This window comes from Actinomycetospora flava (assembly GCF_037400335.1).
GTDB lineage: Bacteria > Actinomycetota > Actinomycetes > Mycobacteriales > Pseudonocardiaceae > Actinomycetospora > Actinomycetospora flava.
Map to the genome: position 1 here is coordinate 874,694 of NZ_JBBEGM010000001.1, position 23,494 is coordinate 898,187.

Consider the following 23,494-nt stretch of genomic DNA (forward strand, 5'->3'; position numbering starts at 1 on the left):
CCTCAGAACGGGGGCGGGTCGTCGGGGTCGTGGCGGGCCGGCGGTTCAGGGGCTGGTGGGGTGCTGGCCTTGCCGAATTTGGCGGCGAAGCGGCGTCGCCAGTCGTCGAGGTGCTCGGTGTCCTGGTCTGGGCAGCCGTCGTCGGGCAGTGGTCGCGGGCGCTGCGCCGGGCTGGGCGCGGGGAGTGGTCGCAGGATGCGTGGTGGTCGGGTGGTGTGGGTGATGCCGGCGCGGGTGCGGATGATGAACCAGCCGGGTAGGGGTTGGCGGACGTGCCAGCCGGCGTGGTGTTTGGCGCGGTGGTCGTGGCTGCACCAGGCGCCGAGGTTCCAGGTCACGGTCGGGCCGCTGTGGGCGTGGTCGCGGGTGTGGTCGATCTCGGCGCGGTGCGCGGCGCGGCGGCACCACGGGACGATGCAGTGCCGGTCGCGGGCGCGGGTCCAGCGCTCGGCCTCGGCACCCGGCCGGCGGCGCCGCCACTGGTCGGGCCCTGAGTCGGCGTCGGGGGGTAGCCCGAGCCGCCCGGTGGTCTCGAGGTCGGTGAGCCGGGCGTGGAGCTCGCGCAGCAGCGGAGCCCATGGGCCGTGATCGTCGGGGTCCAGGGCGGCCAGGAGTGTCGTCGGAACGTGGAGTTCGACGATGGCCCCGGTCCGGGTCGCGCCCGGTGCCCGCCCCCGCACCCGTGCCTGGTTGCGGGGGCGGGGTGGTCGGCTGCGGGCGAGCAGGACGTGCTGGAGGTGCCCGTCGTCGTCGACGAGCACGACCCGCCACTCCCCGCGGTGCCGTTGTGCGATGAGGTCGCGGGCCACGGGGGCGGTGACCGCCCCGAAACCGGGCACGGTGGCGGGGTGCTGGTCGAGCCCCAACGCGGTGGTCAGCCGCAGGCGGACTTCGACGGTGCCGTGGCGCACCCGCCCAGACCGTGGCTCCACCGGCTCGGGCTCGACCACCGGCTCGGACTCGCCCAGCGGGCAGGGCCGGCCGGGCCGGCCGGACTGATGGGGGAGGTCGGGGAGGTCCAGGACGCTCTGGCCGGACGACCGCGGCGCCACGACGACATCGAGGGCGTGGCGACCACCGGCCGGCCCGTCGCCGGGGCCCTCGTCCACCGGCCCGCCGTCGGGCTCGCTATCCGGTCCGCCGTCACGGCCCTCGGGCCCGCCCTCGTCGGGGCCGTCGTCGTCGTCGGAGTCGTCGGGGCCACTGTCGTCGGGGTCGGGCTCGGCGGGGCCGCCGGTTCCGTCACCGTCGGGCCCGCTGTCGGGGTCGTCGGGGTGGTTGGCGGCGTGGTACTCCGCGGTCAGCAGCGCCACGACTTCGGGGTCGGTCATGCCGGCGGTGGAGCCGTCGAGCAGCCGGGTTCCGACATGCAAGCGCAGCTGGTTGATCGGGGTCAGCACCCCCGCCGCGTGCAGCTGGGCGGCCAGGGCCTCGACCCGCGACATCGACGCGATGCCGTCCGCCGCCGGCGCGTCGAGCAGCGACAACGTCGCCGTCCCCGACGGGTTCGCCCGCAGCTCCAACCGGCCGCGGGCCTCCGCCCGCCGACGGCGACGCTCGGCCCACTCCGGGTCGAGCGCCAACGCGATCTCGCCGACCCGCTCGCGCAGCGCCATCACCGGAAGCTCGCCGGCCTCCGGCAGGACCTCGGCCACCGCGAGGCGGGCGTGCTCGGCGGACAGATCACGGACGCCTTCGCTGATCGCGCGGACCTTGGACTCGTCCAACACGCCCGACCACAGCGCCTCCCCGAGGGTGGGCAGCCGGGAGAACAGGTCGTCGGCCAGCTCCAGGCGCCGCGAGGCCATGGTGCGTGAACAGCCCAGCACCCCGGCCACCTCGTCACCGGAGAACTCGTCCGAGCTCGGCAACCGCCGCCGGCGCCCGTCGGCGTCCTCCACCGCCAACCCGAGCTCCCGCAACCCGGCCAGCAACTGGGCCTCCGCGCGGTTGTGCACCGCGAACCGTGCCCGCACGAATGCCGCCAGATCCGGGCCGTCCAACCCGGCCGGGTCGATGGTGTCGAGCAGCGCGTGCAGATCCGCATCCGGGGCACGACCCGACAGCCGGGCCGCCAGCCCAGGCCACTGATCCTGCTCCACGCTCACGGGAAGAACGCTAGAACCGACCCCCGACAGTCCCGCCCGAGAAACCCCAGGTCGGAGAACCAGCAGAGGTCACAGAACGGTCACGATCCCTACCGTCGCGAGAAGGCGTAGCTCGCCCACCGCCCGGCGAGCACGATCATCGCGAGCAGCGCGAGCCACAGCCCGACGCCGGGGCCGCTGCCGGCGCTGGTGTTCTGCGACCAGATCGCCCACAGGCCCGTCACCGACGTGATCGTGCAGCCGGCCGCCGTCACGAACACCGCGGGCCAGCGCCCGGTGAGCAGCGTGACGGCCGTGCCCACCACCCCGAACACGACCGCCAGCGTGCCGAACAGCCGCGGCAGCCCGGTGACGCCGGGGCGGCCGAGGACGACCTCCCAGCCCGACGCGCCGAGCCCCGTCCACGGCAGCACCGCGGCGAGCAGGAGCACGAGCACCGCGACGGCGGCGACCAGCGCGCCGGGCCCGAAGTCGACGCGCCCGGAGGGTGCGGGGGCGGTACGGGAATCGGTCACGGGGCTCAGACCTCCGTCAGGGTCGCCGAGCAGGGCGTGGGCTCCGGCGCGGCGGCAGCCGGCGGGCCGAGCGTCGGCAGGCCCAGCCCGGTGGTGCGCGGCGTCGTGGGCCGCTCCCCCGCCGCGTGGGCGTCGCCGGCCCGCGTGCGGCGGTGGGTGAGGACGTCGCCGTCGGCGACGACGTGGTGCGGCGCGCCGTAGGTGGCACGGACGGTGACGACGTCGCCGGGCCGGACCGACCCGTCGAGAGCGGGCCCGACCGGCGTGAAGTGGACGAGCCGCCCGTCGCGGGCCCGCCCGCTCATCCGGCGGGTCGCGGTGTCCTTGCGCCCCTCGCCGGTGGAGACGATCAGCTCGAGCTCGCGCCCGACCTGCTCCCGGTTGAGCTCCAGGGAGATCTCCTCCTGCAGCGCCACGAGCCGCTCGTAGCGCTCCTGGACCACGGCCTTCGGCACCTGGTCGGGCAGCGTCGCCGCGGGGGTGCCGGGCCGCGGCGAGTACTGGAACGTGAAGGCCTGCGAGAACCTCGACGCCTTGACCACCCGCAGCGTCTCGACGAAGTCCTCCTCGGTCTCCCCGGGGAAGCCGACGATGATGTCGGTGGTCAGCGCCGCGTCGGGCATCGCGTCCCGCACGTCCGCGACGATGTCGAGGTAGCGCTTCGCCCGGTACGAGCGGCGCATCGCCTTGAGCACCCGGTCCGACCCGGACTGCAGCGGCATGTGCAGCTGGGGGCAGACGTTCGGCGTCTCGGCCATCGCGGTGATGACATCGGAGGTGAAGTCGCGCGGGTGCGGGCTGGTGAACCGCACCCGCTCGAGGCCGTCGATCTCCCCGCACGCGCGCAGCAGGTCGGCGAACGCCGTCCGCCCCGTCGCCCGGTCGGAGAACCCCACCCCGTAGGCGTTGACGTTCTGGCCGAGCAACGTCACCTCGAGCACGCCCTCGGCGACGAGCGCCTCGACCTCGGCGAGGATCTCGCCCGGGCGCCGGTCGACCTCCTTGCCGCGCAGGGACGGCACGATGCAGAAGGTGCACGTGTTGTTGCAGCCCACCGAGATCGAGACCCACCCGGAGTAGGCGGAGTCGCGGCGCGCGGGCAGGTGCGACGGGAAGGTCTCGAGCGCCTCGAGGATCTCGACCTGGGCCTCGCCGTTGTGGCGGGCGCGCTCGAGCAGCGCCGGCAGCGACCCGGTGTTGTGCGTGCCGAACACGACGTCGACCCACGGCGCCCTGCGCACGACGGTGTCGCGGTCCTTCTGCGCGAGGCAGCCACCGACCGCGATCTGCATGCCGGGCCGCGCGGCCTTCTCCGGGGCGAGGCGGCCGAGCTGGCCGTAGAGCTTGTTGTCGGCGTTCTCGCGGACCGCGCAGGTGTTGAACACGACGAGGTCGGCGCCGTCGGCGTCGTCGGTGTGGGAGTACCCGGCCTCCTCCAGCACGCCGGCGAGGCGCTCGGAGTCGTGCACGTTCATCTGGCACCCGTGGGTGCGGATGTGGAAGGTCGCCGCGGTCATCGGGGCCCAGGGTAGGCCTCGGGGGTGCGACGATGCCGCGCGTGGTGGTCTCCCGGCGCACGGTCCTGCTGACGGCCCTCGCGGCCGCCGGCGCGTCCGCCGCCGGCTGCGCCGGGCCGGCCGACGGCGAGGCGCCCGTCGTCGTCGCGACGGGTGGGCCGCAGGGGGTCTACCGGCGCCTCGGCGACGCACTGGCCGGCGTCTGGGGCGTCGACCCCGGCGTGCCCACCGGCGTGCTGGGCAGCGAGGGGTCCGTCGACAACGTCGGCATGCTCGTCTCCGGACGCGCGCGGGTCGCGTTCTGCGCCGCCGACGTCGCGGTCGACGGCGCGGTCGACGGGGCCCGCCCGCGCCACCCGCTGCAGGCGCTGGCCCGGGTGCACGACGACGCCATCCACGTCGTCGTCCCCGCGGAGTCGCCGGTCCGCCGCCTCGCGGACCTGCGCGGACGCCGGGTGTCGGTGGGCGCCAAGAACTCCGGGGTCCTGGTGATCGCGCCCCGGCTGCTCGCCACCGTGGGCCTCACCGCCGAGCGCGACATGGCCGCCGTGATGCTCGCCCTCGACGACTCGATCGCGGCCCTCGAGCGCGGCGAGATCGACGCGTTCTTCTGGTCCGGCGGCGTGCCCACGGCGGGCGTCGACCAGCTGGCCCGCACCCGTCCGGTACGCCTGCTCGACCTCGGCGAGGAGACCGCGCGCCTGCGCACCGGCTACCCGGTCTACGACGTGACGACGGTGCCGGCGGGCACCTACCGGCTCGCCGACCCCGTGAGCACGACCTCGGTGCGCAACGTCCTGCTGGTCACCGCGGACATGCGGCCCGCCCTCGCGGAGTCGCTGGTCCGCTCGATGCTCGACCGCCGTGACGCCCTCGCCCTCGCCGACCCCGCCGGGCGCAGCATCGACCCGCGCACGGCGATCGGCACCCAGCCGGTGGCCCTGCACCCCGGCGCGGTCGCGGCCTACCGGGCGTTCAAGGGGGTCTGAGCACCGGCGTCGGCCGCGCCGACCTCCCCCGCGGCGTCCCGCGCGGCGGCCGGCGGCAGGCGCAGGACCACGCGCAGGCCGCCGTCCTCGGGCAGCTGCAGCACCAGCTCCCCGCCCGCCCTCTCCGCCGAGCGCGCGGCGATGGCCAGGCCGAGCCCGGTGCCGTCGATGCCGGTGCCGTCGCGGCCGTTCTGGGCCGGCGCCCGCCAGAACCGGTCGGTCGCCCGCTCCAGCTCGGAGGGGTCGAGCCCGCAGCCGTGGTCACGCACCCCGATCTCGACCCGGCCCTCGACGCGGGCGGTCGACAGCTCCACCTCGGTGCCCGGCGGGGCGTACTTCAGCGCGTTGTCCAGCACCGCGTCGAGCACGGCGACCACGGAGTCGACGTCGGAGCGCGCCACGAGCCCGCCCGGCCCGCGGCGGCGCAGCGAGAGTCCCTCGTGCTCCGCGAGCACCCCCCACGCGTCGGCGCGGTCGTCGAGCAGCGGGTCGAGCGGCATCGGCACCGGCTGCGCGGGGCGGCCCTCGGCCCGGGCGAGGGCCAGCAGCGCGTCGAGCACGTGCGCGAGCCGCTCGGTCTCCTCCAGCGCCGCGCCGTGCTCCTCGCGCAGGGCAGCCATCAGGTCGGGGTCCACCCGCGCATCCGGCGCGGCGAGCGCGGCCCCGACGTTCTGCATCCGCAGCCGCAGCGCCGTCAGCGGGTTGCGCAGCTGGTGGCCCGCGTCGGCGACGAACGCCCGCTGCGACTCCAGCGCGTGGGTCACGCCGGCGGCCATCTGGTCGAAGTGCCTGCTCAGCCGCCGCAGCTCCGGCGGGCCCCGGCCGTCGCCGACCGGCCGCGGCGCCCGCCCGGCCCGCACCGCCGCGGCGACCTGCGCGGTGCCCTCGTCGAGGCCCTCCACCGGCGCGAGGATCCAGCGCACCAGCGGCAGCGCGAGCCCCGCCGCGACCGCCAGCGCCACCAGGCCCGCCGCGGCCAGCGCCGCCCACACGCGCAGGGTCTCCGCCCGCGCGGGCGCGGTCGGCGAGATCGTCACCGCCGCCCCGCGGACCTCGCCGCCGACCAGCACCGGCTCCGCCAGCAGCAGGGGCGCGGTGTCCCAGGGCCACACCGGTGCCGGGGGCTCCGAGCGCTGCCCCGCGAGCGCCAGCGGCACCCGGCGGGCGGCGGGCTCGGGCACCTCGGCCCGCGACGACGCGAGCACCCGGCCCTCGCGGTCGACCACGAGCGCGGCGATGCCGTAGACCTCGTCGTAGCGGGCGAGCTCCGCCGCGAGCGCGCTGGTGTCCCCGTCCCCCACGGCGCGCTGGGCGAGCGCGGCGAAGCGCGAGGTGTCGCCCAGCCGGTCGGCGAACAGCCGCGACGTCGCGGTCGACGCCGACGCCCCCGCCAGCGGCAGCCCCAGCCCGAGCAGCAGCAGCCCGACCAGCACCGAGAAGACGACGAGCAGCCGCGTGCGCATCGCTACGCCCCCGGGTCGAGCCGGTAGCCGACGCCCCGCACCGTCGCCACCATCCCGGGCCGGCCCAGCTTGGTGCGCAGGGTGGCGACGTGGACGTCGAGGGTGCGGTCGGCGCCCGGCCAGCGGCGTCCCCACACCTCGGCGACGAGACGGTCGCGCGTGCACACGGCCCCGTCGGCGTCGGCGAGCAGGGCGAGGACCGCGAACTCCTTGCGGGAGAGCGCCACCTCGGCGCCGTCGACGGTCAGCGTGTGCCGGGCGCGGTCGAGCACGACGCCCTCGCGCAGCTCCGCGACGGCGTCGGGCGCACCCATCGACGGCACGGGCGCCCGGCGCCGGCGCACCGCGTGGATGCGGGCCACGAGCTCGCCGACGTCGTAGGGCTTGACCAGGTAGTCGTCGGCGCCGTGGTGCAGGCCGAGGATGCGCTCGTCGACGCTGCCGCGGGCGCTGACGACGATCACGGGGACGTCGCCGGCCTCCCGGATGCGCCGGCACACCTCGAGCCCGTCGACGTCGGGCAGGCCGAGGTCGAGCAGCACGACGTCGGTGCCGGGCAGGTGGGGCAGCACCGCGAGCCCCTGGCTGACCCGCTCGACCTCCATCTCGTGGCGGGACAGGGCGGCGCGCAGCGCCGCGGCGACCCGGTCGTCGTCCTCCACCACGAGCACGCGCACTCCGGCCTCCTCCCCCGCGATGTCCGCTGCGTTACGGAGTGGCGGGGTAACCCTAAGTCTTCCTCAAGAGCGTGGACGCCCCGTTCGGGGCGCTGGCACCTTCCGTTCACCGCCGCCCGGTGGTGCGACGTGGAGGAGCGTGAGCATGGCTGACGAGACCGCCGGCACCCCGATGGTGCGCATGACCGGCGTCAACAAGCACTTCGGCGACCTGCACGTGCTGCGCGACATCGACCTCGAGGTCGCCCGCGGCGAGGTCGTCGTCGTCCTCGGCCCGTCCGGTTCGGGCAAGTCGACGCTGTGCCGGGCGATCAACCGCCTCGAGCCGATCGACAACGGCACCGTCGAGATCGACGGCACGCCGCTGCCCGCCGAGGGCCGCGACCTCGCGAAGCTGCGCGCCGACGTCGGCATGGTGTTCCAGCAGTTCAACCTCTTCGCCCACATGACGATCCTCGACAACGTCACGCTCGCGCCGACCCGTGTGCGCGGGACGTCGAAGTCCGAGGCCCAGGAGCGGGCCCGCGCGCTGCTCGACCGCGTGGGCATCGGCAACCAGTCCGACAAGTACCCCGCGCAGCTCTCCGGCGGCCAGCAGCAGCGCGTGGCCATCGCCCGCGCGCTCGCGATGGAGCCGAAGGTCATGCTCTTCGACGAGCCGACCTCCGCCCTCGACCCGGAGATGGTCGGCGAGGTCATCGACGTCATGGGCGGCCTCGCGAAGGACGGCATGACGATGGTCGTGGTCACCCACGAGATGGGCTTCGCCCGCCGCGCCGCGCACCGGGTCGTGTTCATGGCCGACGGCGAGATCGTCGAGGACACCACCCCGGACAGCTTCTTCTCCCGGCCCGCCACCGAACGGGCCCGCGACTTCCTCGGCAAGATCCTCACCCACTAGAAGTTCGGAAGGAGCCGTCCCATGAGACGCCTCGTCTCGCTTCGCTCCCTCGGCGTGCTCCTCGCGGTGCTCGCGATGGCGTTCGGCGCCGCGTGCGGCCGCGAGGGCAGCCCCGGCGGTCAGCCGGTCGCGGGCTCACCGGTCGCCCAGAACGTCCAGGTGCCCGGCTCGCCCACCTTCGCCGCGATGCAGCAGCGCGGGCGCCTCGTCCTGGGCGTCAAGAACGACCAGCCCGGCCTCGGCATCCAGGACCCGACCACCGGCCAGTACACCGGGTTCGACATCGAGATCGGGCGCATGGTCGCCGCGGGCCTCGGCTTCGCCCCCGAGCAGATCGAGTACCGGGTCATCCCGTCGGCCGCCCGCGAGGACGCGATCTCCCGCGGCGACGTCGACCTCTACGTCGGCACGTACACGATCAACGACAGCCGCAAGCAGCGCGTCGGCTTCGCCGGGCCGTACTTCGTCGCCGGCCAGGACCTCCTCGTCCGCGCCGACGACCAGTCGATCACCGGCCCGCAGACCCTCCAGGGCAAGCGGGTCTGCTCGGCGACCGGCTCGACGCCGATCCAGCGTGTCCGCGAGCAGAACCTGACCACGAACGTGGTCGAGTTCCAGAACTACTCGCAGTGCGTCGACGCCCTGCGCGGCGGTCAGGTCGACGCCGTCACCACGGACAATGCGATCCTGCAGGGGTACGCCGCCCAGACCCCCGACCAGCTGCGCGTCGTCGGCGTGACGTTCTCCGAGGAGCCCTACGGCATCGGCATGAACCGCGACGACGTCGCGCTCCGGAACAAGGTCAACGACCTGCTCCAGCAGTCCGAGAACGACGGCACCTGGACGCGGCTCTACAACGAGACGCTGGGACGCTCCGGCACCCCGGCTCCCCAGCCCCCGCCCATCGAGCGCTACTAGGCGCTCCGCGCACGTGAGTGATTCGGGTCGTCATGACGACCCGAATCACTCACGAGGGGAGACCCATGGACGTCCTGTTCGGCAACCTCTCCGAGTACCTGACCCGCTTCGGCGGCACGATCGGCCTGTTCGTGCTCTCGGCGATCGCGTCGCTGGTCCTGGGCGTGGTCCTCGCGGCGATGCGGGTCAGCCCGGTCCCCGCGATGCGCGCGACGGGCACGGCGTACGTGACGCTGCTGCGCAACACCCCGCTGACCCTCGTGCTGTTCTTCTTCGCCCTCGGCTTCACCAAGCTCTTCTTCTACCTGCCGTTCTTCCTCCTCGCGGTCATCGGCCTGTCGCTCTACACGGCCGCGTTCGTCTGCGAGGTCGTGCGCGGCGGGATCAGCACGGTGTCCGCGGGCCAGTCGGAGGCGGCCCGCGCGCTCGGGCTCGGCTTCACCCAGACCCTCACGCTCGTCGTGCTCCCGCAGGCGGTGCGCTCGGTGATGCCGCCGCTGACGAGCGTCCAGATCGCCCTGCTGAAGAACACCACGGTGGCCGCGGGCTTCTCGGTGTTCGAGGCCGGCGGCTTCTACCGCGCGGTCAACGAGCAGGGCGGGTCGACGCTCGTCGCCCTGCTCTGGGTCGCCGTCGGCTTCATCATCCTCGTCATCCCCCTGACGGTGCTGCAGCGCCGGCTCGAGAAGCGCTGGAGCGTAGCCCGATGAGCGCCCCGACCGCGGTCCTCTTCGACGTCCCGGGGCCCCGCGCGAAGGCGCGCAACACCGCCGCCGGCGTCGTCACGCTGCTGCTGGTGGCCGCGCTGATCGCGGTCATCGTCTGGCGGCTCGCGGCCACCGGGCAGCTCGACGCCCGCGTGTGGGAGTGGATCCTCTACGAGAACGTCCAGCTCGCGCTGCTCGACGGGCTGGTCAACACGCTGCGGGCGTTCGTGTCCGGCGCCGTGCTCGCCCTGATCCTCGGGGCTCTGCTGGCGCTCGGGCGGCTCTCGGACCACAAGTGGCTGCGGAGCCTGTCGAGCGGGGTCGTCGAGCTCTTCCGGGCCGTGCCGCTCGTCGTGCTGATGTTCCTCTTCTACTACGGCCTGCCGTCGGTGGGGATCACGGTCTCGACCTACGCCGCCGTGGTGCTCGGCCTGACGCTCTACAACGGCGCCGTGCTCGCCGAGGTGTTCCGGGCCGGCGTGCTCGCCGTCCCCCGCGGGCAGTCGGAGGCCGCGTACGCCCTCGGCCTGCGCAAGTCGGGCGTCATGCGGTTCGTGCTGCTGCCGCAGGCGGTGCGCTCGATGCTCCCGGCGATCGTCAGCCAGCTCGTGGTGCTGCTCAAGGACTCGGCGCTCGGCTTCCTCATCACCTACCCCGAGCTGCTGTTCCAGGCCCAGTTCCTCGGGTCCAACGCGGCGCTGGGCTCGCCGCTCATCCCGGTGGCGATGGTCGTCGCGGTCATCTACATCGCGCTCTGCCTGCTGCTGTCGTGGCTGGCGACGTGGCTGGAGCGCCGGTCGCGGCGCAACCCGGCCGTCATCGCGGTCGCGCCCACCGAGCGTGCGGACGCGACGTGACCTCCCCGTGAGGATCCGGTCGGCGCGTCCCGACGAGCTCGAGGCTCTCCGGGCCGTCGAGGTCGCCGCGGGCGCGCCGTTCCGCGACGTCGGCATGGACCCGATCGCGGACGACACCCCGCCCTCGACGGTCGTGCTCGCGGGTGCCCTCGAGCGCGGCGGGCTGTGGGTGGCGGCCTCCTCGACCGACGACCGTCCGGTCGCCTACCTCATGGACGACGTCGTGGACGGCGAGGCGCACCTCGACCAGGTCTCCGTGCACCCGTCCCACGCCCGCCGCGGGATCGGGGCGCGGCTCGTCGAGCACCTCGTCGAGCGCGCCCGGGCCGCCGGGCGCACCGCGGTCACGCTGACGACCTTCGTCGACGTCCCGTGGAACGGGCCGTACTACGCGCGGCTGGGCTTCCGCCCGCTCGCCGAGGACGAGCTCGGGCCCGGCCTGCGGGCGATCCGCCGCACCGAGGCCGCCCGCGGCCTCGACCGCTGGCCGCGCACGGCCATGCGTCGCGACCTCGCATCCGGGTGATCAGCGGGCCACACCTGCTACTCTCCGTACTCGTCGCAGCTGGGGGGTGCGGTGTGGACGATGCCGACGACGCGGGACGAGCACCGCGGACCCGATCGCGGGCGTGGTGGTCGCTCGTCACGCTGGCGCTGGTCGCGGGCACGGTGTGGCTGCTGTGGCAGGCGGGCACGGCGGTGTGGGACGCCGGGGTGCTGCTGGTGCGCGGCGAGGTCGTCTCGGCCCGCGTGGTCGAGGTCGACCTCCACCGGAAGCTCGGCATGGCCGACGAGCTCCTCGTCGTGCCCGCCGGCGGCGACGTCGCCGCCCCGATCAGCACCCACCGCGAGGACATCCCGGTCGGCGCCGTCGTGGACGTCGTCGTCGACCCCGACGACCCCGCCCGCGCCGACCTCGCGAGCGACGGCTGGCCGTGGCTCGCGACCACCATGCCGCTCTTCCTCGCCGTCGTCTGCGGCGTCACGGCGCTGCTGACGCTGGGGTTCGCGCTGGGGGTGCCGATGCCGTCCGAGGAGGACGAGCCCGGACGGACGCCCGAGGAGGCCGACGACACCTAGACACACGACGGACCCGTGTCCTCGGGACACGGGTCCGTCGCGTCGGGCCTCGTCAGGTCGTGCCGACCGGGCCGATCCGGTCGGCGTCGAGCGCCGAGCCGTTGTCCGGGCCCGGGTTCTCCAGCGACTGCGCCCCGGTGGCGCCGCGCTGCTCCAGGTCCTGGCGCTTGAAGATCTTCTTGCCGAGCCAGACCAACGGGTCGTACTTCCGGTCGACGACGCGCTCCTTCATCGGGATGAGCGCGTTGTCGGTGATCTTGATGTGCTCGGGGCAGACCTCGGTGCAGCACTTGGTGATGTTGCAGTAGCCGAGGCCGGCGTCCTCCTGCGCGTCCTCCTTGCGGTTGCGCACGTCGAGCGGGTGCATGTCCAGCTCGGCGAAGCGCATGAGGAAGCGCGGGCCGGAGAACGGCTCCTTGTTCTCCTCGTGGTCACGCACCACGTGGCAGACGTTCTGGCACAGGAAGCACTCGATGCACTTCCGGAACTCCTGCGAGCGCTCGACGTCCACCTGCGACATCCGGTACTCGCCCGGCGCCACGCCCTCGGGCGGCGCGAACGCGGGGACCTCGCGCGCCTTGGCGTAGTTGAAGTCGACGTCGGTGACGAGGTCGCGGATCACCGGGAACGTCCGGATCGGCGCGACGGAGATCTCCTCCTCCTCGCCGAACGTCGACATGCGCGTCATGCACATCAGGCGCGGGCGCCCGTTGACCTCGGCGCTGCACGACCCGCACTTGCCGGCCTTGCAGTTCCAGCGCACCGCCATGTCCCCGGCCTGGGTGGCCTGGAGCCGGTGCATGATGTCGAGGACGACCTCGCCCTCCTCGACCTCGACGCGGTAGTCGACGAAGTCGCCGCCCTCCGCGTCGCCCCGCCAGACCTTGAACTTCGCCTGGTAGCCCATGCCTACGCTCCCCCTCCGGTGAGCTCGCCGCCCGGGTCGCCGCCGGTCTCGACGGTGGTCGAGCTCCGCTCCGCTTCGTCTCCCGCGTCCTCCGTGCCCCGCTGCGTCCGCGGGGGCGCGTCCGAGCGGTGTCCGCCCAGCTCGTCGCCGGTGTAGTACTTCTTGAGCTCGTCCATCTCGAACAGGTCGAACAGGTCCGAGCGCATGGACGGCTGGCCCTGGTGCTCCAGGCGCACCTCGCCGTCGCGCAGTGAGCAGACGAGCAGCTCGCGACGCCAGTTCTCGTCCATCGTCGGGTAGTCGTCGCGGGTGTGGCCGCCGCGGCTCTCCTGCCGCTCGAGCGCGGCCATCGCGATGCACTCGCTGACCATGAGCATGTTGCGCAGGTCGAGCGCGAGGTGCCAGCCCGGGTTGTAGGCCCGGCGCCCGTCGACCGCCACGCGCGGGATCCGGTCGCGGAGCTCGTGGAGCTTCTTGAGCGCCAGCTCCATCTCGTCGGCCTTGCGGATGATGCCGACGAGGTCGTTCATCGTCTGCTGCAGTTCCTGGTGCACCGTGTAGGCGTTCTCGCCGCCCGAGTTGTGGATCGGGCGCTCGACGTCCTCGCGGGCCGACGTGACCGACGCGTCCGACACCGACGGGACCTCGGCCAGCGAGTCGAGGTACGCCGCCGCCCCGGCCCCGGCGCGGCAGCCGAACACCAGCAGGTCGGACAGCGAGTTGCCGCCGAGCCGGTTGGAGCCGTGCATGCCGCCCGCGACCTCGCCCGCGGCGAACAGCCCGGGCACCGCGGACGCCGCCGTGTCCGGGTCGACCTCGACCCCGCCCATGACGTAGTGGCAGGTCGGGCCGACCTCCATCGGGCCCGCGGTGATGTCGACGTCGGCCAGCTCCTTGAACTGGTGGTACATCGACGGCAGGCGCCGGGTGATCTCCGCGGCCGGCATGCGGCTGGAGACGTCGAGGTAGACGCCGCCGGCCGGGGAGCCGCGACCCTCCTTGACCTCGTTGTTGATCGCGCGCGCGACCTCGTCACGGGGCAGGAGCTCCGGCGGGCGCCGGTTGTTGTCCGCGTCGGTGTACCAGCGGTCGCCCTCGTCCTCGCTCGTGGCGTACTGCTCGCGGAACACCTCGGGGATGTAGTTGAACATGAAGCGCACGCCCTCGGAGTTCTTGAGGACGCCGCCGTCGCCACGGACGGACTCGGTGACGAGGATGCCCTTGACGCTGGGCGGCCAGACCATCCCCGTGGGGTGGAACTGGACGAACTCCATGTTCAGCAGCTTCGCCCCGGCGCGCATGGCCAGCGCGTGGCCGTCGCCGGTGTACTCCCACGAGTTGCTGGTGACCTTGAACGACTTGCCGACGCCGCCGGTCGCGAGCACCACCGCCGCGGAGTGGAAGCAGACCAGCTCGCCGGTGGGGCGCTGGTAGCCGAAGGCGCCCGCGATCCGGTCGCCGTCCTTGAGCAGCTCGGTGACCGTGTACTCGTGGAAGACCTTGAGGTCGGACTCGTAGTCGCCCGTGCGCTTGAAGTCCTCCTGCTGCAGCGACACGATCTTCTGCTGCAGGGTGCGGATGAGCTCCAGCCCCGTGCGGTCGCCGACGTGGGCCAGGCGCGGGAAGTTGTGGCCGCCGAAGTTCCGCTGGCTGATCTTGCCGTCGGGGGTGCGGTCGAACAGCGCGCCGTAGGTCTCGAGCTCCCAGACCCGCTGCGGCGCCTCCTTGGCGTGCAGCTCGGCCATGCGCCAGTTGTTGAGGAACTTCCCCCCGCGCATGGTGTCGCGGAAGTGGACCTCCCAGTTGTCGCGCGGGTTCGCGTTGCCCATCGACGCGGCGATCCCGCCCTCGGCCATGACCGTGTGGGCCTTGCCGAACAGCGACTTGCAGATGATCGCGACCCGCTTGCCGCGCAGGCGGGCCTCGATCGCGGCGCGCAGGCCCGCACCGCCGGCGCCGATGACGACGACGTCGTAGGTGTGGTGGGTGACGGCGGCCTGGTCGGCCGCGCCCTCGCCCGCCGCCTCGAATGCTGTGGTGGTTCCGGGGTCAGTCATCAGTTCACGATCCGCAGGTCGGAGATGGTGCCGCTCGCGACGAGCATGACGTAGAGGTCGGTGAGGATCAGGGTGCCGATGGTGATCCACGCGAAGAGCATGTGGCGCGCGTTCAGCTTCGAGACGCCCGTCCAGATCCGGTAGCGCACGGGGTGCTTCGAGAAGTGCTTGAGGCGCCCGCCGGTGATGTGCCGGCACGAGTGGCAGGACAGCGTGTAGAGCCACAGCCCGATGACGTTGACCAGCAGGATCAGCGTGCCGAGCCCCAGCCCGAACGACGTCTGCCCCGTGGCGGGGTCGGTGCTCTGGAACGCCAGCACCATGTCGTACGTGTTGAGGATCGAGATCAGGCCCGCGACGTAGAAGAAGTAGCGGTGCGCGTTCTGCAGGATCAGCGGGAACCGGGTCTCGCCGGTGTACTTCGTGTGCGGCTCCGCCACCGCGCACGCGGGCGGCGACGACCAGAACGCCCGGTAGTACGACTTCCGGTAGTAGTAGCACGTCAGCCGGAACAGCAGCAGGAACGGCAGCGAGACCAGCGCGTAGGGCAGGAACCACGGCAGCGCCGGGAACCACTGGCCGAGGTGGCTCGCCTCCGGGATGCAGGAGGCCGTCACGCACGGCGAGTAGAACGGCGAGAGGTAGTGGTACTCCTCGACGTAGTACGCCGAGCCCCAGAGCGACCGGATCGTCGCGTAGACGACGAAGGTCGCGAGCCCCAGCGCGTTCGCCAGCGGCGGGAGCCACCAGCGGTCGGTGCGCAGGGTGCGCTGGCGGATGTCGGGGCGTCCCGGCGCCGGCGGCCGGTACGTCCCGGAGTCGTGTGTGGTGGTCACGGCACCGGTCCTGTCTGGGGTCCTCGTCTGCGATGACGTCGTCCCGCGTCACCCGGCCGCCGCGTTCCGGACAGCACGCCGGAGTCGGCGGGGCGACGCTCTGTGGTGGGCCGCACACTACGACGCGCCAAACCTCGGTGTCGCCCGGGTCACCCCGGTGCCGGGGCGTGACGATGGCCACGTCCGTGATCGACCCCGTCCGCGGGCGATCTAGTGGTGATCGGACTCCGGGTCCGAGAGGAGATCGTCGAGGGCCTCGTCGTCACCCTCCGCGACCGGACTCCCGACGGGGCTCTCGGCCAGCGCCTCGCGCACGACGGCGTAGGCGACCCCCGCGTCGTAGCCCTTGCGGGCGAGCATCCCGACCAGGCGCCGCGCGGCCACCGCGTGCTCGAACCGTGTGAGCGAGGGCAGCCGACGCTCGACGAGCGCCCGGGCGCGGGCGCGCTCGTCGTCGCGGCTGATCTCGTCGACCGCCGCGCCGGCCGTCTCGCGCTCGACGCCCTTGCGGTGCAGCTCGCCGGCCAGCGCGCGCTTGCCGAGGCCCTGGTGGCGGTGCCGCGAGGACACCCACTGCTCGGCGAACGCGGCGTCGTCGACGAGCTTGGCCGCCGCGAGCCGGTCGAGCACGCGGCCGGCGACGTCGTCCTCGACACCCTTGCGGGCCAGCGAGTCGGCCAGCTCGGCGCGCGAGCGGGCGCGGGTGGTGAGCAGGTTCAGGCAGATGGTGCGCGCGACCGTCTCGGGGTCGGCCGGCGGATCGGCGGCGGGGTCGGGGCCGGTGCCGTCGGGGTCGGGTGGCTCCGGCGCGCGCCCCCGCGACGACCGGCGCCGCCCGACCCCCTCGCGACCGCTCACCGGGTCAGAAGTCGACCGGGGCGGCGGCACTGTCGTCGGCGTCGAGCTTGGGGCCGATGCCGAGCTTCTCCTTGATCCGCTTCTCGATCTCGACCGCCACGTCGGGGTTGTCCCGCAGGAACTTGCGGGCGTTCTCCTTGCCCTGCCCCAGCTGGTCGCCCTCGTAGGTGTACCAGGCCCCCGACTTGCGGACGATCGCCTGCTCGACGCCCATGTCGATCAGCGAGCCCTCCTTCGAGATGCCGTGGCCGTAGATCATGTCGAACTCGGCCTGCTTGAACGGCGGGGCCACCTTGTTCTTCACGACCTTGACGCGCGTGCGGTTGCCGACCGCGTCGGCGCCGTCCTTGAGCGTCTCGATGCGGCGGATGTCGAGCCGGACCGAGGCGTAGAACTTCAGCGCCTTGCCGCCCGTGGTGGTCTCCGGCGAGCCGAACATGACGCCGACCTTCTCGCGCAGCTGGTTGATGAAGATCGCCGTCGTGCCCGAGGCGTGCAGCGCACCGGTGATCTTGCGCAGCGCCTGGCTCATGAGCCGGGCCTGCAGGCCGACGTGGCTGTCGCCCATGTCGCCCTCGATCTCGGCGCGCGGCACGAGCGCGGCCACCGAGTCGACGACGATGACGTCGAGCGCGTTCGAGCGGATCAGCATGTCCATGATCTCGAGCGCCTGCTCACCGGTGTCGGGCTGCGAGACCAGCAGCGCGTCGGTGTCGACGCCGAGCGCCTTGGCGTACTCGGGGTCGAGCGCGTGCTCGGCGTCGATGAACGCCGCGATGCCGCCCTGGGCCTGGGCGTTGGCGACCGCGTGCAGCGTCACCGTCGTCTTGCCCGAGGACTCCGGGCCGTAGATCTCGACGACGCGCCCGCGGGGCAGGCCGCCGACGCCGAGCGCCACGTCGAGCGCGATCGAGCCGGTGGGGATGATGTTGACCGGCGCCCGGCCCTCGTCGCCCAGCCGCATGACCGAGCCCTTGCCGAACTGCTTGTCGATCTGGGCGAGGGCGAGCTCGAGCGCCTTGTCACGATCCGGTGCCTGTGCCATGGGGATTGCCACCTTGCTCGATGGGGGTGTCAGGGGTCTGACTCTCGGGCGCCGACGCTAGGCGGCGGGTCCGACATCGCGGTGCCGGAGCCGGCTGCCCTGGGGACGGACGGAACGGTTGTGGACGGACGGCGGCGACGCTGACGTCGCAGGACGACCGTACGGAGCAGGGTAGACGAACAGGTGTTCGATCCGGGAGCCCGGGCGGGCCCCGGGCGTGTCGACACCCCTCATCGTCGTTCGGCGGGCACCTCGAACTCCGCGCAGACCGCCCGCCAGACGTCGCGCGGTTCGTCGCCGTCCTCGAGCGCCTGCTCGACGGTGCGCCCCTGCAGGGCGCCGAAGACGTGGTCGCGGGAGATCGAGCCGGCCCGGACGGCGCCGAACTCGTCGTCCATCAACCGGCGGAAGTGGGTCAGCCGCACGTCTCCACGATAGGTCGGGACCGGCGGGTCCCGGCCGACCGGACCTCACGGACCGGGCACACCGGCGCGCGTAGCCTCGGGCGCCGTGGTGCACCCTCTCGCCGCCGCCTCGCTCGACCCCACCGGCGGCACGCTCGGCACGATCGTGGCCCTGCTGGGCCTGATCGCGGCGCTGGTGGTGCTCCTGCGCTGGTGGTTCCAGAACCGGCGCTGACGCTCGGGGCGTCACTGCACGTCGAGGTGCCGCAGCCGCGGCCAGAAGCTCTCCCAGGGCGCGAGCCGCCCGGTCGCGAGCCACAGCGTCGCGTCGTCCCCCGCCCTCCCGACGGGACGGACGTCGGCGAACCACGGCCGCAGCTCGTCCGCGGTCGACCCGAGGTAGAGCACCGCGTCGACGTCGTCGGCGGGCGGCGGGAAGTACCCGTAGCTGCGGTTGCTGCTCAGGGCCGGCGGCAGCGCGTCCTCGGGGGCCGCGACGTCGAGGTAGGCGGCGTAGATGTACGACTCGGCCATCACCGCGGTCCGCGCCCGCTGCCCGGCGGGCAGCGCGTCGTAGGCCGCCACGGTGGCGCCCGCGACGGCGTCGCCGACCTCCGGCGCGGCCATCGCCGTCGACAGCGGCATCATCGCGAGCGCCGCGGCGGCGCTCACCGCGGCCGCGGGCCAGGCGACCCAGCGCAGCCGCCGGCGGCCGGCCTCGCGCCGGCGCTGCAGGCCGACCGCGCCCACCGCGGCGAGCAGCCCGTAGAGGCCGGCGAGGTAGTACGGGCGGCCTAGCGTCACGGAGAAGAAGGCGTAGAGCACGACGGCGGTCAGAGCGAGGTAGCGCAGCTCGGCCAGCGCCGGGTCGCGGACGAGGCGCCCGAGCCCGTAGAGGACGAGCGGCACCCCCATCACGCCCGCCGCCGCGATCATCCCGAGCATCACCCCGGAGAGGCCGCCGTAGAGGAACTCGGCCTCGGACGCGACCACCGACCCCATCCGCAGCTGCGGCCACCCGTTGAGCGCCTGCCAGACCAGCGTCGGCGCGGCGATCACGAGCGCGGCGGCCGCCCCGATCCACAGATGCCGGCGGCGCAGCACCGTGCGCGGCCCCAGCACCAGGACCGACAGCAGCAGCACGGCCGCCAGCAGCAGGATCTGGAACTTCGTCTGCGCCCCGACGCCGACGACCACACCGACGGCGAGGAGCAGGCGGTCGTCGCGCACGCGCCACCAGCGCACGAGCAGCCAGCCCAGGGCGAGCCAGAGGACGGGCTCGAGGGTGTAGGGCGTCGTCCAGTGCCCGCCGATGGCGAGCCAGAGCCCGGTGCCCTGGGCGATGGCCGTGAGCGTCTGGGCGCGCCGGTCACCGCCGAGCTCGCGCGCGACGAGGGCGGCGAGCACCACGGTGGCCGCGGTCGCCGCGATCGCCGGCAGCCGCAGGACCAGGACGTTCCCGGGCGCCACCAGGTCCATCAGTGCCGCGAGCAGGGGCGCCACGGGCGGCTGGTCGGCCGAGCCCCAGTCGAGGTGGTCGCGTCCGATGGCGAGCATCAGCGCCTCGTCGAAGAACCATCCCGGTCGCCACGCGACGGCCAGGTGCGCGGCGGCGACCAGGGCGGCGACCGTCCCGACGGGCCACCGCGCGAGGCGGTGCACGGGGCGGGGTGCGGGCGTCGTGACCGGCGCGGGGACCTCGGTGACGGACATGGCGATGATCGTCGCGGGCCGCGGGCGGCACCCACCACGGCGCGACGTCGACGGTCCGGCGCCGAAAGGACGATCCCCGGTGGACCTTCGACCGGGGCCGGTGTCCGACGGTGCCGCTAGCGTGACCGTCGTGCCGACCACCGGGCTCGCCCCGCGCCTCCGGGACGCCGGCGCGGTCGCGCTCTCGCTGCTCGGCGTGTACCTCGCGCTGTGGGTCGAGCCCGCGACGCTGCCCGGTGAGGCGGCGGCGTGGTGGTGGGTCGACCTGGCCGGCGGGGTCGCCGCCGCGGCGCTCGTGCTCGCCCGGCGCCGGTTCCCGATCGGGTCCGCCCTCGTCGTCTACGCGCTCACGGTGCTGTGCACGTCGGCGTGGCTGGCCGGTGCCGTGGCGACGTTCTCGATCGCCGTGCGCCGGCCCTGGCCCACCGCGGCCGCCCTGGGCGTGTTCTCCCTCGCCCTCGGGCCGCTCCAGGGCCTCGTCCGCCTGCAGACGCCCGAGAACGCCTCCTGGGCCACCCTCGCGTGGGCCGCGGGCACGACGGTCGTGGTGGTGGCCACGGGCGCCGCGGTCCGGGCGCGCCACGAGCTCATGGACTCGCTCGTCGAACGCGCCGAGCGCGCCGAGCGCGAGGCCGCCCTGCGCGCCGACGCCGCGCGCACCGCGGAGCGCACGCGCATCGCCCGCGAGATGCACGACGTCCTCGCCCACCGGCTCTCGATGGTCTCGCTGCACGCCGGGGCCCTGGCCCACCGGCGCACGGCGTCGCCCGACGAGATCCGCGACGCCCTCGAGGTCGTCCGGGCGGGCGCGCGCGAGGCGCTGGTCGACCTGCGCGCGATCCTCGGGGTGCTGCGCGACCCGGACGCCGACCCGGCGGGCCCGGCCGAGGTGGGCACCGCCGCGATCGCCCCGCAGCCCACGCTCGCCGACCTCGACCGCCTCGTCGACGGGGTCCGCGCGGCGGGCACCCCGGTGACCCTGCGGACCGACCTGGACGGCGCGGCGGTGCCCGACGAGTGCGGGCGCACGCTCTACCGCATCACCCAGGAGACGCTCACCAACGCGGCGCGCCACGCCCCGGGCCTGCCGGTCGACGTGCGGCTGTGCGCCACCGACGGCGGCGAGGTCGAGCTCGACGTCAGCAACCCCCTGCCGCCCGCGGGTGCCGGCGGTCCATCCGGCAACGGGCTGCTCGGCATCACCGAACGGGTCGAGCTCGCCGGGGGTCGGGTGCTGGCGCTGGGGCCGCACCACGGGCGGTTCCGGGTCGCGGTGCGCGTCCCGCGGCGCTCCGGGGAGCGGGCGGGCGTGCTCGCCGAGGCCCGGGAGGAGATGGCGTGACGGCGCCGACGCGGGTGCTGGTGGTGGACGACGACGCCCTGGTGCGCTCCGGCCTGCGTCTCATGCTGGGCGAGGCGGAGGACATCGTGATCGTCGCCGAGGCGGCCGACGGCGACGAGGTCCCGGCGGCGGTCGTCGAGCACCGCCCGGACGTCGTGCTCATGGACCTGCGGATGCCGCGGGTCGACGGGGTGCGCGCCACCGCGGAGCTGCTCGCCGGGCACGACCCGCCCGCCGTGCTGGTGCTGACGACCTTCGACTCCGACCAGGACGTGCTCGCGGCGCTGCGCGCGGGCGCCACCGGCTACCTCGTCAAGGACACCCCGCCCGCCGACATCGAGGACGCGATCCGGCGGGTCGCGGCGGGCGGCACCAGCCTGTCGCCGTCGGTGACCCGGCGGCTGATCGCGGCCGCGACCGGGCGGGAGCGGCAGGCCGGGCGTGGCGCCGAGGCCGGCGCCCGCCTCGCGGGGCTCTCCGAGCAGGAGCGCGCGGTCGCCGCGGCCGTCGGGCGGGGCTGGAGCAACGCCCGCATCTCCACCGAGCTGCTGCTGTCGCTGTCGACGGTGAAGACGTACCTGTCCAGCGCGCTCACCAAGCTCGACCTCGAGAACCGCACCCAGCTCGCGCTGCTCGCCCACGACGCGGGGCTGTCCACCGGGGACGACGGCGGCGACCTCACCCCAGGAGCCCGCTGACCGCCTTCACCACGAGGTAGATCCCCACCGCGCCGACCAGCCCCCCGAGCAGCACGCGGGAGTTGCGGTGCCCCCACGCGTGCGCCGACCGCACGATCTCCATGGTGCGGTCGGGCCGCAGCAGCACCAGGACGAGCGCCGCGACGGGCGCCGCGAACCGCAGCAGCGTGTACACCGACACCTGCAGGATCCCGTCCACCGCGCCCGGATGGGTCTGCAGGATCGCCACGAGCGCGGCGAGGTAGTAGAGCCCGGGCAGGTTGGTCAGCACCCCGGCCCCGATCACCATCGGCAGCGTCGGGGCGCGCAGCCGGCGGTCGAGGGCCTCGGGCAGGACGGTGCTGCGTTCCCGCCGGCGTTCGCGCCCGGGCCTGCGCAGCTTGATCGGGTGCCCGGCGAGGTGGAGGCCCGCCCACACCACGGCGATCACCCCGAGGACGAGGTCGACCCACAGCCGACCTGCGGTGGCCTCCGAGGACCGCGTGCCGGTGTGCAGCCAGGTGACGACGACGATCCCGACGCCGAGGGTGACGGCGGCGCCGGCCACCACGTAGGCGACGAGCAGCCGCCGCGCGCGCTCCGAGAGCAGCAGGGCGTAGACGATCGCGAGCGTCACTCCGCGCACCGCGCTGACCAGCCCGAGGACGAGCGCCTCGGGGCTCATCGCTCGTCCTCCGGCACCGGGCCGAGCCGCAGCGCCATCAGCGACCGGCCGACGAAGGACGCGGTCAGGACCCCGGGGACGCCGTCGACGGTCACCCGCCACGTCACGTCCTCGCCCACCAGCTCCTTGCGCGTGACGTCGCGGACGACGGGCCCCGCGAGCAGCTCGGCGAGGTCGGCTCCCTCGAACGGCGCGTCGACCGCCGTGTCCGCGCCGTCGAGCAGGGCGCGCAGGGCGGCGACGTCGCCGCCGGTCCAGGCCTGCTCGAAGGCCAACGCCGCGAGGAAGACCGCGGCCTGGCCCCGTCCCCGCCGCCGCAGGTCCCGCAGGAACACGACGTCACGGTTGGCCTTCGACGCGGCGCCGAGCAGCCCCCCGGCGGGCGTGCGGGCGAGCTCGAGGACCCGGACGGCGACCTGCCGGTAGCCGCTCGCCGGCGTCAACGTGCCCGCGGCGAGGAGCTGGTCGATCCGCTCGATCGACGCCAGCTCCTGGTAGAGCGAGAGGTTGCCGGCGAGCTCGTTGCGCCGGTCGGCGATGTCGAGCGTCGTGCGCGGCTCGTCGTCGCGCCGCGTCGGGTTGATCTGCACGACCCAGAGCTCGTCGGGGTCGTCGTCGAGCAGCGGGGCCACCGGCGGGTTCTGCGAGAACAGCCCGTCCCAGTAGGCGCCGCCGTCGACGTGGACGGCCCGGAACAGCGTGGGGATCGCGGCCGACGCGAGCACGGTGTCCGGGGTGATGCGGTCGCGGCGGCTGTCGAACGCGCGGAACGCGCCGCTGCGGACGTCGACGGCGCCGAGCACCAGACGCGGGTGGGCGGCGTCCGCGTCGACGGCGAGCGCGTCGAAGTCGACGTGGCGGCGCAGGAGGCGGCGGAACTCCCCGCGCCCGTCGAACGGCGGCGGCACGAGGTACGGGTTCAGCGGCGGCGCGAGACCGAGGCTCTGGACGAGCCCCGCGCCGACGGCCGCGGCGTTGGCGAGCCGCTCGAGCGGGCCGCGCGCCGCGTTGTCCTCCCAGAAGCCCTCGAGCAGGGCGGGGGCGTCGGCCACCCGGCCCTCGCGCAGCGCCGACCACACCAGCAGCGCGTTGATCGCCCCGCCCGACGTACCGCTGACCGCGACGATCTCGTGCCCGTCGAACGCCCCGCTCTCGACCAGGTGGGCGACCACGCCCGCCGTGAACGCGGTGTGGCTGCCGCCTCCCTGGAAAGCCAGCGCGATCCGCACCCGGTAAGG

At 74.1% G+C, this 23,494-nt stretch carries 24 protein-coding genes; 10 read left to right on the forward strand and 14 right to left on the reverse strand.

The window, feature by feature from the left end; all coding sequences use genetic code 11:
• Positions 1 to 2: 2 nt before the first annotated feature.
• From WCD58_RS04295 to miaB, 3 genes are all read right to left on the reverse strand, one after another.
• Positions 3 to 2,108 (reverse strand): HNH endonuclease signature motif containing protein, encoded by a 2,106-nt coding sequence (locus WCD58_RS04295; protein ID WP_337699825.1) that lies wholly within the window; start codon positions 2,106 to 2,108, stop codon positions 3 to 5.
• A gap of 89 nt (positions 2,109 to 2,197) precedes the next feature.
• Positions 2,198 to 2,623 (reverse strand): Rv2732c family membrane protein, encoded by a 426-nt coding sequence (locus WCD58_RS04300; protein WP_337699827.1) that lies wholly within the window; start codon positions 2,621 to 2,623, stop codon positions 2,198 to 2,200.
• Positions 2,624 to 2,628: 5 nt separating this feature from the next.
• On the reverse strand, positions 2,629 to 4,140 hold the full coding sequence (gene miaB / locus WCD58_RS04305; protein ID WP_337699830.1) for a tRNA (N6-isopentenyl adenosine(37)-C2)-methylthiotransferase MiaB: 1,512 nt from the start codon (positions 4,138 to 4,140) through the stop codon (positions 2,629 to 2,631).
• 32 nt (positions 4,141 to 4,172) lie between these two features.
• Between miaB and WCD58_RS04310 the strand changes: the two genes are divergently transcribed.
• Entirely contained in the window at positions 4,173 to 5,129 is a 957-nt protein-coding gene (locus WCD58_RS04310; RefSeq protein ID WP_337699832.1) for a TAXI family TRAP transporter solute-binding subunit, read from the forward strand.
• Here the strand turns inward: WCD58_RS04310 and WCD58_RS04315 are convergent.
• Positions 5,105 to 6,592 carry a sensor histidine kinase gene (locus tag WCD58_RS04315; RefSeq protein ID WP_337699834.1) on the reverse strand — a complete coding sequence of 496 codons (1,488 nt, stop codon included), beginning with the start codon at positions 6,590 to 6,592 and terminating at the stop codon, positions 5,105 to 5,107. The two genes, WCD58_RS04310 and WCD58_RS04315, sit on opposite strands and share 25 nt — an antisense overlap.
• A gap of 2 nt (positions 6,593 to 6,594) precedes the next feature.
• A complete protein-coding gene (locus WCD58_RS04320; RefSeq protein WP_337699836.1) occupies positions 6,595 to 7,269 on the reverse strand; it encodes a response regulator transcription factor in 675 nt (224 codons plus the stop codon).
• A gap of 172 nt (positions 7,270 to 7,441) precedes the next feature.
• Here WCD58_RS04320 and WCD58_RS04325 point away from each other — a divergent pair, with 172 nt between their 5' ends.
• The 6 genes from WCD58_RS04325 to WCD58_RS04350 all read left to right on the forward strand — a co-directional run bounded on the left by WCD58_RS04325 (position 7,442) and on the right by WCD58_RS04350 (position 11,732).
• Positions 7,442 to 8,170 (forward strand): amino acid ABC transporter ATP-binding protein, encoded by a 729-nt coding sequence (locus tag WCD58_RS04325; protein WP_337700800.1) that lies wholly within the window; start codon positions 7,442 to 7,444, stop codon positions 8,168 to 8,170.
• A gap of 21 nt (positions 8,171 to 8,191) precedes the next feature.
• Positions 8,192 to 9,088, forward strand: coding sequence for a glutamate ABC transporter substrate-binding protein (locus WCD58_RS04330; protein ID WP_337699838.1), 897 nt, complete (start codon positions 8,192 to 8,194; stop codon positions 9,086 to 9,088).
• Positions 9,089 to 9,153: 65 nt separating this feature from the next.
• Positions 9,154 to 9,798, forward strand: coding sequence for an amino acid ABC transporter permease (locus WCD58_RS04335; RefSeq protein WP_337699840.1), 645 nt, complete (start codon positions 9,154 to 9,156; stop codon positions 9,796 to 9,798).
• The gene (locus tag WCD58_RS04340) at positions 9,795 to 10,652 is read left to right on the forward strand and encodes an amino acid ABC transporter permease (RefSeq protein WP_337699842.1); all 858 of its coding nucleotides are present in this window, start codon (positions 9,795 to 9,797) and stop codon (positions 10,650 to 10,652) included. Before WCD58_RS04335 ends, WCD58_RS04340 begins: the two co-directional genes overlap by 4 nt.
• A gap of 7 nt (positions 10,653 to 10,659) precedes the next feature.
• Positions 10,660 to 11,178: a GNAT family N-acetyltransferase gene (locus WCD58_RS04345; protein ID WP_337699844.1), complete on the forward strand. Its 519-nt coding sequence runs from the start codon at positions 10,660 to 10,662 to the stop codon at positions 11,176 to 11,178.
• A gap of 53 nt (positions 11,179 to 11,231) precedes the next feature.
• Positions 11,232 to 11,732 carry a hypothetical protein gene (locus tag WCD58_RS04350; RefSeq protein WP_337699846.1) on the forward strand — a complete coding sequence of 167 codons (501 nt, stop codon included), beginning with the start codon at positions 11,232 to 11,234 and terminating at the stop codon, positions 11,730 to 11,732.
• Between the two features lie 52 nt (positions 11,733 to 11,784).
• Here WCD58_RS04350 and WCD58_RS04355 read toward each other — a convergent pair whose 3' ends face one another.
• From WCD58_RS04355 to WCD58_RS04380, 6 genes are all read right to left on the reverse strand, one after another.
• Entirely contained in the window at positions 11,785 to 12,639 is an 855-nt protein-coding gene (locus WCD58_RS04355) for a succinate dehydrogenase/fumarate reductase iron-sulfur subunit (protein WP_337699848.1), read from the reverse strand.
• 2 nt (positions 12,640 to 12,641) lie between these two features.
• Positions 12,642 to 14,696, reverse strand: coding sequence for a fumarate reductase/succinate dehydrogenase flavoprotein subunit (locus tag WCD58_RS04360; RefSeq protein WP_337699850.1), 2,055 nt, complete (start codon positions 14,694 to 14,696; stop codon positions 12,642 to 12,644).
• Complete coding sequence (sdhC, locus tag WCD58_RS04365; RefSeq protein ID WP_337699852.1) at positions 14,696 to 15,532, reverse strand: succinate dehydrogenase subunit SdhC; 837 nt, start codon at positions 15,530 to 15,532, stop codon at positions 14,696 to 14,698. Before sdhC ends, WCD58_RS04360 begins: the two co-directional genes overlap by 1 nt.
• A gap of 210 nt (positions 15,533 to 15,742) precedes the next feature.
• Positions 15,743 to 16,390 carry a regulatory protein RecX gene (locus WCD58_RS04370; protein ID WP_337699854.1) on the reverse strand — a complete coding sequence of 216 codons (648 nt, stop codon included), beginning with the start codon at positions 16,388 to 16,390 and terminating at the stop codon, positions 15,743 to 15,745.
• Positions 16,391 to 16,394: 4 nt separating this feature from the next.
• The gene (gene recA, locus WCD58_RS04375; RefSeq protein ID WP_337699857.1) at positions 16,395 to 17,435 is read right to left on the reverse strand and encodes a recombinase RecA; all 1,041 of its coding nucleotides are present in this window, start codon (positions 17,433 to 17,435) and stop codon (positions 16,395 to 16,397) included.
• Between the two features lie 230 nt (positions 17,436 to 17,665).
• Entirely contained in the window at positions 17,666 to 17,860 is a 195-nt protein-coding gene (locus WCD58_RS04380) for a DUF3046 domain-containing protein (protein ID WP_337699859.1), read from the reverse strand.
• Positions 17,861 to 17,945: 85 nt separating this feature from the next.
• Between WCD58_RS04380 and WCD58_RS04385 the strand changes: the two genes are divergently transcribed.
• On the forward strand, positions 17,946 to 18,074 hold the full coding sequence (locus WCD58_RS04385) for a hypothetical protein (protein WP_337699861.1): 129 nt from the start codon (positions 17,946 to 17,948) through the stop codon (positions 18,072 to 18,074).
• Positions 18,075 to 18,085: 11 nt separating this feature from the next.
• Here the strand turns inward: WCD58_RS04385 and WCD58_RS04390 are convergent, their stop codons facing one another.
• On the reverse strand, positions 18,086 to 19,552 hold the full coding sequence (locus tag WCD58_RS04390; protein ID WP_337699863.1) for a glycosyltransferase family 39 protein: 1,467 nt from the start codon (positions 19,550 to 19,552) through the stop codon (positions 18,086 to 18,088).
• 130 nt (positions 19,553 to 19,682) lie between these two features.
• On the opposite strand from WCD58_RS04390, the gene WCD58_RS04395 reads away from it, so the two are divergent.
• Both WCD58_RS04395 and WCD58_RS04400 read left to right on the forward strand, forming a co-directional pair.
• On the forward strand, positions 19,683 to 20,894 hold the full coding sequence (locus WCD58_RS04395; RefSeq protein WP_337699865.1) for a sensor histidine kinase: 1,212 nt from the start codon (positions 19,683 to 19,685) through the stop codon (positions 20,892 to 20,894).
• Complete coding sequence (locus tag WCD58_RS04400) at positions 20,891 to 21,592, forward strand: response regulator transcription factor (RefSeq protein ID WP_337699867.1); 702 nt, start codon at positions 20,891 to 20,893, stop codon at positions 21,590 to 21,592. The genes WCD58_RS04395 and WCD58_RS04400 overlap by 4 nt, the downstream gene beginning before the upstream one ends.
• Here WCD58_RS04400 and WCD58_RS04405 read toward each other — a convergent pair.
• A complete protein-coding gene (locus WCD58_RS04405) occupies positions 21,573 to 22,256 on the reverse strand; it encodes a GAP family protein (RefSeq protein WP_337699869.1) in 684 nt (227 codons plus the stop codon). The two genes, WCD58_RS04400 and WCD58_RS04405, sit on opposite strands and share 20 nt — an antisense overlap.
• Positions 22,253 to 23,485 carry a patatin-like phospholipase family protein gene (locus tag WCD58_RS04410; protein WP_337699871.1) on the reverse strand — a complete coding sequence of 411 codons (1,233 nt, stop codon included), beginning with the start codon at positions 23,483 to 23,485 and terminating at the stop codon, positions 22,253 to 22,255. The genes WCD58_RS04405 and WCD58_RS04410 overlap by 4 nt, the downstream gene beginning before the upstream one ends.
• Positions 23,486 to 23,494: the final 9 nt, after the last annotated feature.

Bases quoted from the DNA above. Each gene is read 5' to 3' on its own strand.
- WCD58_RS04335 (WP_337699840.1), top strand. From the start codon at position 9,154: ATGGACGTCCTGTTCGGCAACCTCTCCGAGTACCTGACCCGCTTCGGC.
- WCD58_RS04310 (WP_337699832.1), top strand. From the start codon at position 4,173: ATGCCGCGCGTGGTGGTCTCCCGGCGCACGGTCCTGCTGACGGCCCTC.
- WCD58_RS04325 (WP_337700800.1), top strand. From the start codon at position 7,442: ATGGTGCGCATGACCGGCGTCAACAAGCACTTCGGCGACCTGCACGTG.
- WCD58_RS04355 (WP_337699848.1), bottom strand. From the start codon at position 12,639: ATGGGCTACCAGGCGAAGTTCAAGGTCTGGCGGGGCGACGCGGAGGGC.
- recA (WP_337699857.1), bottom strand. From the start codon at position 17,435: ATGGCACAGGCACCGGATCGTGACAAGGCGCTCGAGCTCGCCCTCGCC.
- WCD58_RS04360 (WP_337699850.1), bottom strand. From the start codon at position 14,696: ATGACTGACCCCGGAACCACCACAGCATTCGAGGCGGCGGGCGAGGGC.
- WCD58_RS04390 (WP_337699863.1), bottom strand. From the start codon at position 19,552: ATGTCCGTCACCGAGGTCCCCGCGCCGGTCACGACGCCCGCACCCCGC.
- WCD58_RS04330 (WP_337699838.1), top strand. From the start codon at position 8,192: ATGAGACGCCTCGTCTCGCTTCGCTCCCTCGGCGTGCTCCTCGCGGTG.
- miaB (WP_337699830.1), bottom strand. From the start codon at position 4,140: ATGACCGCGGCGACCTTCCACATCCGCACCCACGGGTGCCAGATGAAC.
- WCD58_RS04405 (WP_337699869.1), bottom strand. From the start codon at position 22,256: ATGAGCCCCGAGGCGCTCGTCCTCGGGCTGGTCAGCGCGGTGCGCGGA.
- WCD58_RS04340 (WP_337699842.1), top strand. From the start codon at position 9,795: ATGAGCGCCCCGACCGCGGTCCTCTTCGACGTCCCGGGGCCCCGCGCG.
- WCD58_RS04315 (WP_337699834.1), bottom strand. From the start codon at position 6,592: ATGCGCACGCGGCTGCTCGTCGTCTTCTCGGTGCTGGTCGGGCTGCTG.